A 16466-nucleotide genomic window follows, 5' to 3' on the forward strand; every position below is an offset into this window, starting at 1 on the left:
TGGGTTAAAGGTGCTCAAAAACCAGCAGCGCCAAAACCAACTGTAGCACAAAAACAAGGTTGGGTTCAAAGTGGCGGAGCATGGTACTTCTACCACCAAGGTCAAATTGTTAGAAATGCATGGGTAGGAAGCTACTGGCTAGGAGCAGATGGGAAAATGGCAACAAGCTCATGGGTAGATAACGGACGTTACTACGTAGGACCAAATGGAGTTTGGGATAAAAATGCTAAGAAACCAGAAGCACCAAAACCAGTTGAGAAGAAACAAGGATGGGTGAAAGAAGGAAATGCTTGGTATTATTTCGAAAATGGATCTGTAGTACGTAACAAATGGATTGGTAGTACGTACTGGGTCGGAGCCGATGGTAAGATGGCGACAAGCTCATGGGTAGATAACGGACGTTACTACGTAGGACCAAATGGAGTTTGGGATAAGAATGCTAAGAAACCAGAAGCACCAAAACCAGTTGAGAAAAAACAAGGATGGGTAAAAGAAGGCGACGCATGGTACTTCTACTACCAAGGTCAAATTACTAAAAACGCATGGGTAGGAAGCTATTGGCTAGGAGCTGATGGTAAGATGGTTACAAATGCATGGGTAGATAACAACCGTTATTACGTAGGTGCTAACGGATTATGGGATAAAAATGCTAAGAAACCAGAAGCACCAAAACCTGTAGAGAAAAAACAAGGTTGGGTGAAAGAAGGAAATACTTGGTATTACTTCGAAAATGGAACATTAGCTCGTAACAAATGGATCGGTAGCACATATTGGGTTGGAGCAGATGGTAAAATGGCAACAAGCTCATGGGTAGATAACGGCCGTTACTACGTAGGGTCTAATGGAGCATGGGTAAAAGATGCTAAGAAACCAGAAGAAACAAAACCAGCAGAGAAGAAACAAGGTTGGAAAAAAGAAGATACCTCTTGGTATTACTATGACAACGGTCAAAAAGCACGTAACATGTGGATTGGGGATACTTACTGGGTAGGAAAAGATGGTAAAATGGTAACAGATAACTGGGTAGACAACGATCGTTTCTACGTAGATAAATCTGGTAAAAAAGATCCATCAATTAAGAAAAAAGTTATCATTAACGACGAGCTAGGATGGCAAAAACGTAATGGTGGAAACTGGTATTACTATGAAAAAGATGGTTCATTAGCTCGTAACAAGTGGGTAGGAGACTACTGGCTTGGAGCTGATGGTAAGATGGCTAAGAGTGCATGGGTAGATAATGGCCGTTACTACGTAGACTCTAGTGGTAAATGGGTACCTAACTACGCTAAAGCGGACAAAAACACAGCTGCTTTAAATATGCCTCAATACTACCAAGGTGATTACCGTTGGGCTAATAGAAGATATGGACTTGGAACAATGGCACAAAGTGGATGTGTACCAACATCATTAGCTATGGTATTCAACGGACTAGGACAAAAAGTTCTTCCAACAGCTGTAGCAGATACAATCTACAATAACACTAACGAAATGAACGTTGGTGGATTAGGTACATCAGGTAAAGGTGCTGTTTATGCGATTAACGCTTATGGATACAAACACACAGTACTTTCAACTAAAGAACAACTTATTGCAGCACTTCAAAGTGGTAAACCTGTATTTGCGACAGTAGGAAATGGTATTTTCGCAAAAGGTAGATTAACTCACGCTATCGCTTTAAGTGGATACAGCAATGGTAAGACTAAAGCAATGGACCCAGATAATGTAAATACTACAGGAAGATGGTATGACATCAATACTATCTGGAACCAAAGAAGTACAGATCCATATGACACTAACATCGGTGGATCATTCGTAGCAATCGGATAATATAATAGAACGATGCAGGAATATTGATTTTTAAGAAATCTGATTTCCTGTGTCGTTTTTTATTGTAATATTAAATTTATAGGACAGGTTGTTGATAATTTTATAATGGGGCTGATCCCAAAGTACTATATTTTGAAAAAAGTTCATATAAAAACTGATAGCCTCAGCAGTAGACACAATCCAATCAGTTTCGTCTTATGACTCGCTTCTTGGTGTGTCCTTGCATACGTATAACGCAAGTGGTTTATTGATATCTAAATTCACTTTATAAAAGATTTTTAGATATCTAATAAACTGTGCGGGGCTGACTCTAAAAATCGGTTTCATTTCTACGAAATCACGATTTTTGAGTCACTCCCATTTAATTATTTTTGTACTAAATTATAACAGTTGTTGCTAAAAATCGTTAAAATTGGTATACTATAGATTAGAGAACTTGAAAGCGAAGGAGTGTGCTTAAATTATGGTGTATAACCACAGAGTTATAGAAAAAAAATGGCAAAAATATTGGGATGAAAATAAAACATTCAAAACATTAGATGATCATACAAAAGAGAAATTTTATGCATTAGATATGTTCCCTTATCCATCAGGAGCTGGGCTACACGTTGGTCACCCAGAAGGGTATACAGCTACTGATATTTTAAGTAGATATAAAAGAGCAAATGGGTACAATGTACTTCACCCAATGGGATGGGATGCATTCGGATTACCTGCTGAGCAATATGCGCTAGATACTGGTAATGACCCAAGAGATTTTACTAAAACTAATATCGACACGTTCCGTCGCCAAATTAAAGAATTAGGATTTTCTTATGATTGGGATCGTGAAGTAAATACAACAGATCCTAACTACTACAAATGGACACAATGGATTTTCAAAAAACTTTATGAAAAAGGACTTGCTTATGTTGATGAAGTACCTGTAAACTGGTGTCCAGCATTAGGAACAGTACTTTCTAATGAAGAGGTTATTGATGGTAAATCTGAGCGTGGAGGACACCCTGTAGAGCGTCGTCCTATGCGTCAATGGGTACTAAAAATTACTGACTACGCTGAAAAACTTCTTGCTGATTTAGATATTCTTGATTGGCCAGAAAGTCTAAAAGCAATGCAACGTAACTGGATTGGAAAATCTGTTGGTGCTGAGATTGATTTCAAAATTGAAGGAACTGATAAAGCATTCACAGTATTCACTACACGTGCCGACACTGTATTCGGTGTGTCTTACTGTGTACTTGCACCTGAACACAAACTTGTAGAAGAAATCGTTACAGAAGGACAAAGAGCTGCTGTTGAGGAGTACCTTGACATCGTTAAACGTAAGTCTGACCTTGAAAGAACAGACCTTAACAAAGATAAAACAGGAGTATTCACAGGAGCTTATGCGATTAACCCTGTAAATGGTGAAAAAGTAGAACTTTGGATCGCGGACTATGTTCTAGCAAGCTACGGAACTGGAGCTGTTATGGCTGTTCCTGCGCACGATGAGCGTGACTATGAGTTTGCGACTAAGTTTAACCTACCAATCAAAGCTGTTATCGAAGATAATGGAGAAGTTGTTGTACCATTCTTTGGTGATGGTAAACACATCAACTCTGATTTCATCAATGGATTAAACAACGAAGAAGCTATCGCGAAAGTTATTGAATTCTTAGAAGAAAATAAAGTTGGACGTAGTAAAGTTACTTATAAATTACGTGACTGGTTATTCTCAAGACAACGTTACTGGGGAGAACCAATTCCAATTATTCACTGGGAAGATGGTACTATGACTACTGTACCTGATAGTGAACTTCCATTATTACTTCCAGAAACTGACAATATTAAACCATCAGGAACAGGAGAATCTCCACTTGCTAACATCGAAGAGTGGCTAAATGTAGTAGACCCTGAGACTGGTAAAAAAGGTAAACGTGAAACAAACACAATGCCACAATGGGCTGGTTCTTGTTGGTACTACCTACGTTACATCGATCCACACAATGATGAAATGTTCGCAGATCCAGAGAAATTAAAATACTGGCTACCTGTAGATGTTTATATCGGTGGAGCAGAACACGCAGTACTTCACTTACTATATGCTCGTTTCTGGCACAAAGTACTTTACGATTTAGGTCTAGTTCCGACTCGTGAGCCATTCCAAAAACTATTCAACCAAGGTATGATTCTTGCTGAAGGTAAAGATGGTCGTCCAGAAAAAATGTCTAAATCTAAAGGTAATGTAGTAAACCCTGATGATATTATCGTATCTCACGGTGCTGACACATTACGTGTGTATGAAATGTTCATGGGACCATTAGATGCGTCTATCGCATGGAGTGAAAATGGTCTAGATGGATCACGTCGTTTCTTAGATAGAGTATATCGTCTATTCGTAGATGAAGAAACTGGTAAAGTAAATGATAAAGTTCAAGATAAAGACAATGCAGAATTAGAAGTAAGCTACAACTACACTGTTAAGAAAGTATCAGAAGATATTGAAATTCTTGGATTTAACACAGCTATTTCACAACTTATGGTATTTGTAAATGACTGTTACAAAGCTGAATATATCCCTCGTAAATATGCGTTAGGATTTATCCAACTTCTTGCACCATTTGCGCCTCATCTTGCTGAAGAAATGTGGGAAATCTATGGTAACACTGAGTCAATCTCATACGTACCATGGCCAACATTTGACGAAAGCAAACTTGTAAGTGATACTGTAGAAATCGTAGTTCAACTTATGGGTAAAGTTAAAGCTAAATTAGATGTTAAGAAAGACTTAACACCAGCTGAATTAGAGCAAATCGTTCTAGCTAATGAAGAAGTAAAAGAATTAATCGAAGGAAAACAAGTTATGAAAGTAATCGTTGTTCCTGGAAGATTAGTTAATATCGTAGCTAAATAAGGAGAGAGACATGGAAGAATTAATTTATAGTATTGTTAGCGAAATTGTTGAGCATAAAGATGAAATCAAAATCGAAAAATTCGTTAAAAATGCACGTGAACACTACATTTTAACAGTACACCCAGAAGATTGTGGGCGTATAATAGGGAAAAAAGGTACAGTGATTAACGCAATCCGTACTGTATTAAATTCAACAACATTTAGTAAAAAAGTTTACTTAGATTTAGTAGAATAATGAGATAAATGTTTCGATAGGAGTCTGAAAGATATTTTTCAGATTCCTATTTTATTTGGGTGAATGAAAGGTTAGCTGGTCTAGAAAGAACTATAATTTATTTAATTTTTAAAATAGATATAGTATAATTAGTTGAGAGAAGAATTAAATTATGAGATTTGCTGATAAAAAGTGTATAGTTATATTGTAAGTTTTACATGATAAGAAAAATATTAAAAAGTTATAATAAAATATAAAGGATGGACTATAAAATGGTAAAAATTAAAGCTAATGGTAATGAAATAGCATTACTTACTTCGGATACAGATTATATCAGTTTAACTGACATTGCAAAATATAAAGATTCGGAAAACCCAAGATATATTATACAAAACTGGCTAAGAAATAAAACAACAATAGAGTTTCTGGGTGTTTGGGAACAAATGAATAATAGTAATTTTAACCGTGTCGAATTCGATTCGGTTAAACGAAAGTAGATTTAATTGTTTTCTTATAACTACTGGAAATTTGATAGAAATAACAGATGAATGGGGATATTATCAAAAATGTGGGTTTATGATTATTTTGATATTAGAATTTTCTCTTAGATTTTTCCAAAGGTAATATTATGTATTAAAAAAGAGGTGAAATAGAACCTATGTGCGAAATAGAAAAACACTTATATATTGATGAAAGTGGTAGTATGACTAAATACAGTAATAAATATAAACATTTTATCACGTGTATTATAGTGCCAATCAATAGAGATAAATTAAGAAGAGTTTTTAAAAGATATATTTCTAAAAATATAAATAAATTGAGAGATGTTGATACTCAAAATAAAATGTTTGATAGAAATGGAAATTTTTTAGAGATAAAAGGTTCGCAACTAACTAGAGAACTAAAATTAGACTTTCTAAATTTTTTTACAAAAAATAAATTATTTGATATATATTATATTCAATTAGATAACGATGCGGTTTCAGAAGAATTTTACAAAAATACTGCTCGTGCTTTTAATTATCCTTTAAAATTATTAATTCAAAATTATATGGTTAGAGATTATAGTGGTAGTAGTAAATATTTTTTGAATATCGATGAAAGAAATCAAAATACGAAGACATATTATTTTTTAGAAGAATATTTAAATACAGAGGTAGGGTTATCAAATAATATTGATTTTTCGGTGACTTATTATGATTCTTCGCAAAGCCATTTAATTCAGATAGCTGATGTATTTTCAAATATCTATTATTCAAATTTAATTAATGGATTGTATGAAGAAAGGATAGAATATATAAAAAATAGTGGAATTTTAAAAATGATTTTTAAATTCCCATTATAAAATAATTGAGTTTATTGCCTAAATATGATATTATGATTGTAGTAACAGTAAGTCGAACGTAAACGCCATTATATACAAGGTAAGGGTTATGTGTTAGCCTCGTTCGTTCGCTATTACTAGAATTAAAAATGATAAAATCGTAAGTATCTTATTTAGGTATTTGCGATTTTTTATATACTGTAATTATTTTAGTGTTTTCTAAAATTAATAAATTTGGAATGTTATATGTAAAAGAGTATGAAATTACACATAAAATAAAAAAGTTAATTTAGGAGGCTATTATGCGAGAAATAGTTGATGGATATTTAATTAATGATGACAATATAAAAATAGCATTCACTAATAGGAATGTTGATGCAAAAAATAGTGATAATATGAAAAATTTCTCTGCTAAATATGGATTTAATCATGATAACATAGTTTATAATACTCAAGTTCATGGTGCAAATGTTCGTATTGTTGAATCGGGAGATGATGTTGCTGAAAATGGTAAGGAAGCGGATGGTTTAATTACCAGCTTACAGACGACACCGTTATTGATTTTTACAGCGGACTGTGTGCCTGTTGTTTTCTATGATAAAAAGCAAGGTGTAGTAGCCTTAGCTCATGCAGGATGGAGAGGGACATACGGAAATATTGCCGGGGAAATGGTGAATATTATGATAAATAAATATAATTGTAAGGTAGAGGATATTAAGACCATTATAGGTCCATCGGTTAGTGTTGATAACTACGAAGTTTCATATGATCTTATCGAGAAATTCGCTGTTTTAGAGGTTCAAGATTATTATAAAGAAGTTGCAGGTAAATATTATTTAGATTTATGGAAATTGAATAAAGAATTATTGAAAAAATGTGGTATACTAGAAGATAACATTAAAATTATTGATTTCTGTACGGTAAGAGATAATGATAAATTCTTCTCATATAGACTGGATAATGCCACTCCAAAACGTATTGGAACAATAATTCAATTAGATTAAATTCATATAGAATAGAGGAAACAGTATTGGAAAAAGATATTAAATTAGTAGAACAAGTAGCTACATTTAAAAGATTGCCGAAAAGTGATAGTAGATGGCGTGTAGCATTTTATTATATAGCGAAAGAATTCTGGGATTTAGAAGAGGTTTTTGTGATAATCGATAAAGCACTTTATGAAGAACAAGGTCTTAAAATTCCAGTTTTTAGAGAGTATAAAGAAGCGGAAGGATTCCAGATTTTTTCTAGTCATATCAAAGCGAAGGAATTCGTAGAAAAGCAAGGTGACTTATTCGTTACGGCGAGTGGAGAAAAACTTATCGGTAGAATTCGTCAAGGTGCATTCAGAGAGGTTTTCGTTCCATTCTTTGCTGAACAAAACTTCAACTACTTACTAAATGAAGATGAGGCATTATTTGCTGATACTTTTAAACGACTTCTTGCGGTTATGGAAGCTAGCGAAAATTATATTGTGGATCAAGAACAAGAAGATATGCTTAAAGCAGGCGATGTTCAAGGATTCTTCGCAGATATTTGTAAAAAATATATAGTATTAGTATAAAAATAAAATTCAAGCGTAATTAATTCATGTTTGAACTTCAAGCACGGATTAATTACGTTTGAGTTTTTTTATTTAGGTTTCATTAGGTTACAAATGTTGCATAGTTCTTATTTTTTTCATATAATTTATATATAGAATAATAAATAAAATTCAATATAGGGAGGTAAATCATGAGTAAGATAAAGTATAGAAAATTATATTTTTTATTTATGATATTAGAAATTTTATTATTGATAATGATTTCGGGATGGTATTATTTTGCGGAAAGAAAGATGGGGATGATAAGACATATATTATTCAGGAATGTTTATAAATTCCCAAAATACTTTACTGATATAAATATAAAAGTAATAATAGCTTGTCTCATTGTATTTTTAGTTATTCAGTTGGTATTATTTATCAGAACGAGAAGATTTTTATTTAGTTTTATATTGAACATAGTATTTGTAATCTTTTCGGTATATTTTATTATCAATTACAATGTGGATAAAGTTTTTATATATTATTATTTAATAATATTTTGTGGACTTTTTAACTTAACAAGATTTCTACAATTTCTTACTTTAAATCACAAAGTAAGGGTTTAACATAAAATAATTATTCGTAAAAAAAATATTAAGTACATTTAAACTTTTCTTTAAACTTAGTTTAAGTTGATGCTGATATTATAAAAATGTAAGTAAAACACGATTAACCTTAAAAAAATATAAATAAGGTTTAAAAGGAGGATTCTTATGGAAAATAGAAATAACAACCAACATAATAGAGAATTTAACAATCAAGGAAATTATAATGAACAAAATGATTATCCAAATTATGATAATATGGAAAATTCTCAATACAACAACTATGAAAATTATCAAGAGATGAACAATACGCAAGTACCTGTTCAGCAGAAAAATAACTACGGGAAACTATTCCTAACTGTTTTTGCAGCGTTTGCCCTAGGTGCTACGAGTGTTTTTGGAGCACAAGCGGTTATGGGAACTGGGAAGGCTCTAAATTCTTCGGTAACAGCGACAAAAGAAGATAAAGATAATGAACAAATCACAGTAAATGCAATTTCAAAAGCAAAAGATGCAGTAGTATCAATTGTAAATTACCAAAGTAACTCAAATAACAGCTTAGAGTCTATCTTAGGAGGTTCTAGCAGAACTGGTAATGATTCAGGTGAACTAAAAGCTGCTTCAAGTGGTAGTGGAGTAATCTACAAAAAAGTTGGAAATACAGCTTATGTCGTTACTAATAATCACGTTGTTAATGGAGCTAAGAAGTTATCTGTTATTTTAAGTGATGGGACTAATGTAAATGCAGAAGTTGTTGGAACTGATGTTTGGACAGACCTTGCAGTTTTAAAAATTAGTGGTGATAATGTAACTACAACTATGGATTTTGCGGATAGTGATAAAATCGCAGTTGGTGAAACAGCGTTCGCTATCGGATCACCTTTAGATGTTAACCTTTCTAATACTGTTACAAAAGGTATCGTATCGGCTGTAAATAGACAAATTCCTATGGATGTTGATGGAGATGGTAAAAATGACTGGAACCAAACTGTAATCCAAACTGATGCAGCTATTAACCCAGGTAATAGTGGTGGAGCGCTAATCAATAGTGAAGGTAAACTTATCGGTATTAACGAATCTAAGATTGCTAAAGCAACTGCAAACGTAAGTGCTGAGGGAATTGGATTTGGTATTCCTTCAAATGAAGTAAAACTTATTACTGAACAATTAGAACAATCAGGTAGAGTTATTAGACCTGCATTAGGTGTACAATTAGTATCAGTTAATACAGTAGATAGTGATACTGTAAAATCTCAATTGAAATATGAAGGTAAACAAGGTGTAGTAATTCGTTACGTTGAGAATGGTACGCCAGCTGCACAAGCAGGTTTAGAGAAATATGATATCATTACAAAATTAAATGGCGAAGAAGTAAAAGATGTTGCTGCAGTTAGAAAATACTTATTTGAGAAATCAAAAATTGGTGATACTGTAAAAGTAACTTATTACAGAGATGGTAAAGAAAAAACAACAAATGTAGTTGTTCAAGCTTTAAATACAAGATAAAATATGGGCGACTTAGGATGAATCTACATCCTAAGTTTCCTTTCGTTTTTGTTCGTAAAATGTTCGAAAAACAATAATGAATAGCATAGTCATGTTGTGAAAAAAACATAATATCAATATTCAATATCAGAGATATTAAAGAGAGCTGAATCAAAAATGTTATTTATGTAGTTTGAAAATGAGGGAAAAATTTGCCAAATCGATGAAAATATGTTATTATAAGTTTGTTAAATTTTAGAAAAGAATATAGGTGAATACATGAAAAAAGTAAGAAAAGCGATTATTCCGGCTGCAGGATATGGTACACGTTTCCTTCCTGCGACTAAAGCATTACCTAAGGAGATGCTGCCAATTATCGATACTCCTACAATTCAATACATAGTAGAAGAAGCGGTGAAAGCTGGAATCGAAGATATAATTATTGTAACTGGTAAACAAAAAAGAGCTATTGAAGACCACTTCGATAGAAATGTTGAATTAGAAGTTGAGTTAGAAAACAAAGGTAAGTTAGCGATGTTAGAAAAAGTTAAGTATCCAACACAACTTGCCAACATTCACTACGTACGTCAAAAAGAAATGGCAGGACTAGGGGACGCGATTTTAACTGCTCGTAGTTTCATCGGTGATGAGCCATTTGCAGTATTACTAGGTGATGACGTTGTAATCAATGATGAATACCCTGCGATTAAACAACTTATTGATAAAGCAGAAGAAACAGGATGTTCTGTAATTGGTGTTCAAACAGTTCCAGAAGATCAAACACATAGATACGGTGTTATTGCGCCTAAAAGTCAAGATGGACATTTATATGAAGTTGAGAAGTTCGTAGAAAAACCAGCTCCTGGAACAGCACCATCTAACCAAGCGATTATGGGAAGATACGTTCTTAACCCAGGAATTTTCAAACACTTAGCTAAAAAACAAGTAGGTGTTGGTGGAGAAGTTCAATTAACAGACGCTATCCAAATGTTAAATGAGGAAGAAAATGTTTATGCATATGACTTCCAAGGTAAACGTTATGATGTAGGAGAAACAATTGGATTTGTTAAAACTACTATCGACTTCGCACTTAAGTCTGACTTGAAAGATGAATTAGTGCCATATTTAAAAGCTAAATTAGCAGAATTAGAATAAGATTAAAGCGGGAGTGACTCAAAAATCGTGATTTCGTAGAAATTGATTTTGTCGAGTCGCCCCCTTTTTTTTAAAAATCGAGAGAAGGCGTGTTATGATTGTTAATCACATTGGAATTTATGGAATATGTATTAGAGATAATAAACTTTTATGTATCCAAAAAGAAAGAGAACCTTACAAAAATAGATTTGACCTACCTGGGGGTAGTCAAAAAGAAAAAGAGGGGCTTACAGAAACATTAGTTCGAGAATTCAGAGAAGAAACGGGGTATGAAATAGAAAACTATGTGAACTGCAGGGTTTATGATGCCTTTGTAGAAGAATCTTATCGAACAGTACATCATATTATGGTATTTTATGACGTTGATATTAATCTCGAACAGCAAGATACGATTTCAGAAAAGTTGGAAGATGAACTAAATGATTCTAGTGGAATATATTGGATTGACCTGGAAGAATTAGATATAAAGAATTCATCGCCATTAATCTTGAAATTAAAACAGGAATTAAGTAATCATAAAAATACCTTAGAGAAGGTAATATATAAGAATTGGGAGATATTATAAAAAGAACTTATCCATGGGAAAATATGGATAAGTTCTTTTGTTATTATTTATAATCGTTTTTAGCGTCTGGTTTTTGACCTTTATCTTTATTAATATCTACTGGTAAAGTTCCGTCTAATTGCCAATCGTTCCAACCACCATCATAGAAGTAAGTGTTGGCGCGACCTGTTAGTTGAGTCATAAACCATGGAACTGCGTTTCTCCATCCAGTACCGCAATATAACGCAATTTTATCTGTTTCTTGGATTCCTTGACCTTTCCATAGATTATAGATTTCTTGAGGATTTCTAAGGGTTCCATCTGGATCGTAGTAGTCATTTACATCTGCTTTAGTTTCTCCAGAGAATCCGAAGATGGCGCCTTTAGGTTCACCAGCTTTTTCTATGTAATCATATCCACTAGTTTTACCAGTGTATTCATCCCAAGATCTAATACTTACAAGTTTAAGACCTTCATTTTTAACTTTTTCAGCAACTTCTTTAGCACGAGAGATATCGTATTCTGGGTGAGCAGGAATGTTTACTCCGAAGTTAGTTGCTTCTTTTGGAGTATTTGCTGTAGTTTCAGTTTCAAAGCCAGCCTCTTTCCACGCTTTAAGTCCACCATTCATTACACGAACATCTTTAACTCCAGCCCATTTAAGAGCCCAGTTTACCCTGAATCCTGCAGATGCGTCATCAGAGTAAATGATTATAGTTTTATTACTTGTGATGCCTTGTTTTAATAAGTTTTTCTTGATTTCTTCTGCTGAACGTAAGTTCCATACAGGTCCATCTTCAATCCAGTCTGTGTTAAAGTGATAAGCACCTTTAATGTGTTCTTTGTAATTTTTTGCTTTGTCACCTTCGCCCCATGAAACTTCAAAAATAGCATAATCGTTATTTGTGTATGTTTCAGGTTTTTTACCATCTTTTATGTCTTTAACCCATTGAGGTGAGACTAGATTTTGATATTCTGGATAAGATACTAAATTCGCTTTATTTGCATCGTTATCTGCAAATTGTTTATAATCATCGAATTTATACACTTCATATCCAAGAGAAGCTAGTTTATCTGCAACTTTAGAAGTGTTGTCTTTATTAGTATCATAGACAATTGTTTTTTTCTTTTTATCTAAGCCTTTATCACTAATAAACTTATCTTCTTTATCTTTGTTAACTTTACCGATAAATGATGCACTATATTGAATAGAATTTTTCAAGTGACCACCATTTTTGATGTTGTCAACTTTGAAACCATTATAGGCTTCGTCGTTACGAGTATCTATATATTGGTACTCGCTATTATTGATATTTTTGCTGAAATCCTCTAAAGTAATAGTTTTAATCTCTTTCTTTTGAGTTGAGTTTGTATTTTGATTTTTCGTAGCACAACCAGATACAATTAAACTTGAACTTAGTAAGAGAACTCCCATTTTTTTAAAGTTTATCATATTTATTTATGCGACAACCTGCCGCTTTCCTCCTTTGGTTTTACAATTACATTATAATACTAAAATCCGAAAAACACAATATCTTAAATAACGATAATAATTTATAGGTTATAGTGAGAATTACATCCTTGAATTAGGATGGAATAATTAAAATAGAGTTACAATAAAAAACTAACATTATAAAATGTTGTTTTAATAACTGTTATTTGTACTTTGATTAATGTATTTTTTATAGTCTCAAATATAGAAGATAAAGTATTTTCTTAATATTATTAATATTTTTAATTTTATCTTTAAAGTGTTTGAGTAAATGCTGTCGTTATCGATGGGGGTGACTCAAAAATCGATTTTGTCGAGTCACCCTCGCACAGTTTATTAGATATCTAAAAAGCTTTTCTAAAGCGAAATTAGATATCAATAAACCACTTACGTATAACGTATGCAAGGACACACCAAGAAGTGAGTCATAAGACGAAACTGATTGGATTGTGTCTACTGCTGAGGCTATGAGTTCTCATATGAACTTTGTCAAATTTTAGGACTTTTGGGTCAACCTCTAATTTGAATTCTATATGTTAACATAAAAAAACTTATCCATGAAAAATATGGATAAGTTCTGTTCTATTTTATTTTTTATGACTCTCATTGATTAAGTTTTGTTTTTTCATCGATATAACCGCTGAATAACAGAATACTGCTACGGCTACCCAAATTATTGAGAATGATATTAGTTTCTGAACGCTTAATACTTCTCCGTATACAAAGATTCCTATGAAGAATTGCATTGTAGGTGGTAAGTATTGAAGAATACCTAAAATGTATAAAGGTATTGCTGTAGCTCCTTTAGCAAATAACATTAGAGGAACTGCAGTAATTACACCAGATAATAATAAGTATATTAGTGTATCTGTTCCAAAAGAATAGAATGTAATAGAGTTATTTGACGAAAGATATCCCATATAAATAAGTGCGATAGGAGAAACTATAGCTGTTTCTATAAGTAAGCTAGCTTTTGGACTAAGAACAATTTTTTTCTTACATAAGCTATAAAGACCAAAACTTAGTGCTAGTAATATAGAAATCCAGGGAAGAGATCCAAGTGAAATAAATAGGTATATTAAAGAACCTCCAACGCATAAACACGCTATTGTTTGTGTACGTGTTAACTTTTCTTTTAAAAATACTACCGCTAGTATAATTGTAACAATTGGATTTAAGTAATATCCAAAACTTGCCTCTAGTACATGGTTAGTGTTTACCGCAATTATATATGTAAGCCAGTTTAATGTTATTAAAAATGATGCTAGTACTAATAGTAAAACACTTTTTTTATTTTTCCAGAGAGTTGTTATTTCATTAAAGATTGATTTTTTATTTTTAGCAATTGCGACAACAATAATCATAAAAATAAAAGAACATATAATCCTCATCGCAAGAACTTCATATGCACCTATCTCTTTTAGTAATTTAAAATATATAGGAAATAATCCCCATGAAAAATAACATATAAGAATAGCTATCAAACTCTTCTGCGTATTGTTCATATTATCCCTCCTTAAACGAGATGAATGTATGATTAAGTATAACGAAAATATATGTATATTTCAACGGGAAAATTTTCAAATCAACTCAAAAACACATATTTTTTTATATTGACTATACATTTTCATTATTTTCATAAGCTTTAAATCGGTATTTCCTGATAAAAATTATATCTTAATTTATAAAACTACACTTTAAAAAAAGCAAAAATATTTTTTGCATTTTAGGTAATATAACAGTTATATAACAGTTGCATAGTGGGATTTATAAGATTTAATGTTATTTTGTGTAATATGATATACTAATATATTTTTGTGCAACGCATACACGCTTTAAAATTAAGGTTCCATTTATTAGATAAATAGTATAAAATAAGGGTGTAGAAAATAAAACTGTATGATTAGTGCGGGAGAGGACATTGGACACCGAAGGGACAAATCAACACTTAGCAACTGTTGATGAAATTCTCAGGTAAAAAGACTGCACTAGGACAGAACTCTGAAGCAAGTCAACAGAGAGAAAGCTAGCTTTCTTTTTGTTGTTTTTATTTTAGGAGGGATGCTATGAAATTGATAACAAATAATCCAAGATTTTCAAAAGAAAAATTTAAAGATATAGAAGTTGAATATCATGATATAGATTATCTAGATGTATTAAAAAAAGTTAGGGACTATGTACATGAAAATTGGGAAGTTGTCACACATCCATTGTACGGAAGTGTTAAACCAAATGAAACAATTTACAGATCTGTAGTTATTAAGAAAAGTACGGATTTAGATGTTGCTTCTATAAATTTAATTTCTGAAGCGGTAGGAACTTTCGAAAAATTTAGAAAAAATAAAGAAGTTCCTCAGTGGACAGATAGGGTAAAAGATGACTTTAGTGTTATCGATCACGATTTATTATTAAATGCGATAAAAAGAATTTTATAAAAATAAATAAAGGAGAATAATTATGAGTAGAAATTATGATGTAATTATTATTGGTTCTGGGCCTGCAGGTTTATCAGCAGCGTTATACGCTTCACGTGCTAAATTAAATGTTTTGGTTCTAGAAAAATCAAAAAATGGAGGACAAGCAGCAATCACTCACATGATTGAAAACTATCCTGGTGCGATTGAAGATCCAACTGGACCACGTTTAACAGCGAGAATGGCAGAACAAGCGAAAAGTTTTGGTACTGAGTTCAAACAAGAAGAAGTGCTAAACGTTGAACTTGAAGGGGACGAAAAAGTAGTTACATGTACAAGCGGTGATTACACAGCTAAAGCAGTAGTAATTGCAACTGGAGCATCACCAAGAAAATTAGATATTCCAGGAGTTAGAGAATTAGAAAGTAAAGGTATTTCTTACTGTGCTACTTGTGATGGTGACTTCTTCGATGGACTTGAAGTGTTCGTAGTTGGGGGAGGAAATAGTGCTGTAGAAGAAGCTCTATTCTTAACTAAATTTGCTCGTAAAGTAACAATTATTCATTTTGAAGAAGATATTCACTGTGAACGAATTACAGCAGAAAAAGCAAGAAATCATCCACAAATCGAAATTAGAACTGAAACAGTTGTTCTTGAAGCAATTGGTGATGGAATTTTAGAAGCTATTAAATTGAAAAATGTAGCTACAGGTGAAGAATATGTGGTCGAAGCAGACGAAGAAGATGGAACTATGGGATTATTCTTCTTCATCGGATATGTTCCACAAACTAAACTATTTGAAGGAAAAGTTGAACTTACAGAAGGTGGTTATGTTAAAGCCGGAGAAGACACTAAAACAAGTGTTGAAGGTGTGTACGTAGCTGGTGACTGTCGTCAAAAAGAAATTCGTCAAGTAGTAACAGCTGTATGTGACGGTGCTGTAGCAGCAATCACTGCAGAAAAATACATTGCTGAGAAATTTGAATAA

General features: G+C 32.6%; 14 protein-coding genes and 1 riboswitch. Of the genes, 12 read left to right on the forward strand and 2 right to left on the reverse strand.

Features of this window, described 5'->3' with window-relative positions; all coding sequences use genetic code 11:
- From O3801_RS07320 to O3801_RS07365, 10 genes are all read left to right on the forward strand, one after another.
- On the forward strand, nt 1–1827 hold a 1827-nt coding region (locus tag O3801_RS07320), incomplete at its 5' end, for a C39 family peptidase (protein ID WP_371454538.1).
- Nucleotides 1828–2290: 463 nt separating this feature from the next.
- Complete coding sequence (leuS, locus tag O3801_RS07325) at nt 2291–4720, forward strand: leucine--tRNA ligase (RefSeq protein WP_371454539.1); 2430 nt, start codon at nt 2291–2293, stop codon at nt 4718–4720.
- A gap of 10 nt (nt 4721–4730) precedes the next feature.
- Nucleotides 4731–4955: a KH domain-containing protein gene (locus O3801_RS07330; RefSeq protein WP_003144479.1), complete on the forward strand. Its 225-nt coding sequence runs from the start codon at nt 4731–4733 to the stop codon at nt 4953–4955.
- Nucleotides 4956–5194: 239 nt separating this feature from the next.
- Entirely contained in the window at nt 5195–5431 is a 237-nt protein-coding gene (locus O3801_RS07335) for a KilA-N domain-containing protein (protein ID WP_371454540.1), read from the forward strand.
- Nucleotides 5432–5592: 161 nt separating this feature from the next.
- Nucleotides 5593–6279 (forward strand): DUF3800 domain-containing protein, encoded by a 687-nt coding sequence (locus O3801_RS07340; protein WP_371454541.1) that lies wholly within the window; start codon nt 5593–5595, stop codon nt 6277–6279.
- Between the two features lie 281 nt (nt 6280–6560).
- Nucleotides 6561–7262, forward strand: coding sequence for a peptidoglycan editing factor PgeF (pgeF, locus tag O3801_RS07345; protein WP_371454542.1), 702 nt, complete (start codon nt 6561–6563; stop codon nt 7260–7262).
- A gap of 26 nt (nt 7263–7288) precedes the next feature.
- Nucleotides 7289–7822: a hypothetical protein gene (locus tag O3801_RS07350; RefSeq protein WP_274460110.1), complete on the forward strand. Its 534-nt coding sequence runs from the start codon at nt 7289–7291 to the stop codon at nt 7820–7822.
- A 734-nt stretch (nt 7823–8556) separates the two neighbouring features.
- Entirely contained in the window at nt 8557–9894 is a 1338-nt protein-coding gene (locus O3801_RS07355; RefSeq protein WP_371454543.1) for a S1C family serine protease, read from the forward strand.
- A gap of 258 nt (nt 9895–10152) precedes the next feature.
- Nucleotides 10153–11028 carry a UTP--glucose-1-phosphate uridylyltransferase GalU gene (gene galU / locus O3801_RS07360; RefSeq protein ID WP_294683673.1) on the forward strand — a complete coding sequence of 292 codons (876 nt, stop codon included), beginning with the start codon at nt 10153–10155 and terminating at the stop codon, nt 11026–11028.
- A 94-nt stretch (nt 11029–11122) separates the two neighbouring features.
- Entirely contained in the window at nt 11123–11593 is a 471-nt protein-coding gene (locus O3801_RS07365) for an NUDIX hydrolase (protein WP_371454544.1), read from the forward strand.
- 43 nt (nt 11594–11636) lie between these two features.
- On the opposite strand, the gene O3801_RS07370 is transcribed toward O3801_RS07365, so the two are convergent.
- Entirely contained in the window at nt 11637–13025 is a 1389-nt protein-coding gene (locus O3801_RS07370; RefSeq protein ID WP_371454545.1) for a rhodanese-like domain-containing protein, read from the reverse strand.
- 626 nt (nt 13026–13651) lie between these two features.
- A complete protein-coding gene (rarD, locus tag O3801_RS07375; protein ID WP_371454546.1) occupies nt 13652–14569 on the reverse strand; it encodes an EamA family transporter RarD in 918 nt (305 codons plus the stop codon).
- Nucleotides 14570–14963: 394 nt separating this feature from the next.
- A riboswitch (glycine riboswitch) is annotated at nt 14964–15060 on the forward strand.
- A 70-nt stretch (nt 15061–15130) separates the two neighbouring features.
- Between rarD and O3801_RS07380 the strand changes: the two genes are divergently transcribed.
- Both O3801_RS07380 and O3801_RS07385 read left to right on the forward strand, forming a co-directional pair.
- Nucleotides 15131–15499, forward strand: coding sequence for a GrdX family protein (locus O3801_RS07380; protein ID WP_371454547.1), 369 nt, complete (start codon nt 15131–15133; stop codon nt 15497–15499).
- A 22-nt stretch (nt 15500–15521) separates the two neighbouring features.
- Entirely contained in the window at nt 15522–16466 is a 945-nt protein-coding gene (locus O3801_RS07385) for an NAD(P)/FAD-dependent oxidoreductase (RefSeq protein WP_294683669.1), read from the forward strand.

The organism is Gemella sp. 27098_8_149, from assembly GCF_041433745.1.
Classification (GTDB): Bacteria; Bacillota; Bacilli; order Staphylococcales; family Gemellaceae; genus Gemella.

What these genes read in the sequence shown, in the direction of transcription:
- O3801_RS07370 (WP_371454545.1), bottom strand. Translation starts at nt 13,025, where the DNA reads ATGATAAACTTTAAAAAAATGGGAGTTCTCTTACTAAGTTCAAGTTTA.
- O3801_RS07335 (WP_371454540.1), top strand. Translation starts at nt 5,195, where the DNA reads ATGGACTATAAAATGGTAAAAATTAAAGCTAATGGTAATGAAATAGCA.
- rarD (WP_371454546.1), bottom strand. Translation starts at nt 14,569, where the DNA reads ATGAACAATACGCAGAAGAGTTTGATAGCTATTCTTATATGTTATTTT.
- O3801_RS07340 (WP_371454541.1), top strand. Translation starts at nt 5,593, where the DNA reads ATGTGCGAAATAGAAAAACACTTATATATTGATGAAAGTGGTAGTATG.
- O3801_RS07380 (WP_371454547.1), top strand. Translation starts at nt 15,131, where the DNA reads ATGAAATTGATAACAAATAATCCAAGATTTTCAAAAGAAAAATTTAAA.
- O3801_RS07330 (WP_003144479.1), top strand. Translation starts at nt 4,731, where the DNA reads ATGGAAGAATTAATTTATAGTATTGTTAGCGAAATTGTTGAGCATAAA.
- O3801_RS07355 (WP_371454543.1), top strand. Translation starts at nt 8,557, where the DNA reads ATGGAAAATAGAAATAACAACCAACATAATAGAGAATTTAACAATCAA.
- leuS (WP_371454539.1), top strand. Translation starts at nt 2,291, where the DNA reads ATGGTGTATAACCACAGAGTTATAGAAAAAAAATGGCAAAAATATTGG.
- galU (WP_294683673.1), top strand. Translation starts at nt 10,153, where the DNA reads ATGAAAAAAGTAAGAAAAGCGATTATTCCGGCTGCAGGATATGGTACA.
- pgeF (WP_371454542.1), top strand. Translation starts at nt 6,561, where the DNA reads ATGCGAGAAATAGTTGATGGATATTTAATTAATGATGACAATATAAAA.
- O3801_RS07385 (WP_294683669.1), top strand. Translation starts at nt 15,522, where the DNA reads ATGAGTAGAAATTATGATGTAATTATTATTGGTTCTGGGCCTGCAGGT.
- O3801_RS07365 (WP_371454544.1), top strand. Translation starts at nt 11,123, where the DNA reads ATGATTGTTAATCACATTGGAATTTATGGAATATGTATTAGAGATAAT.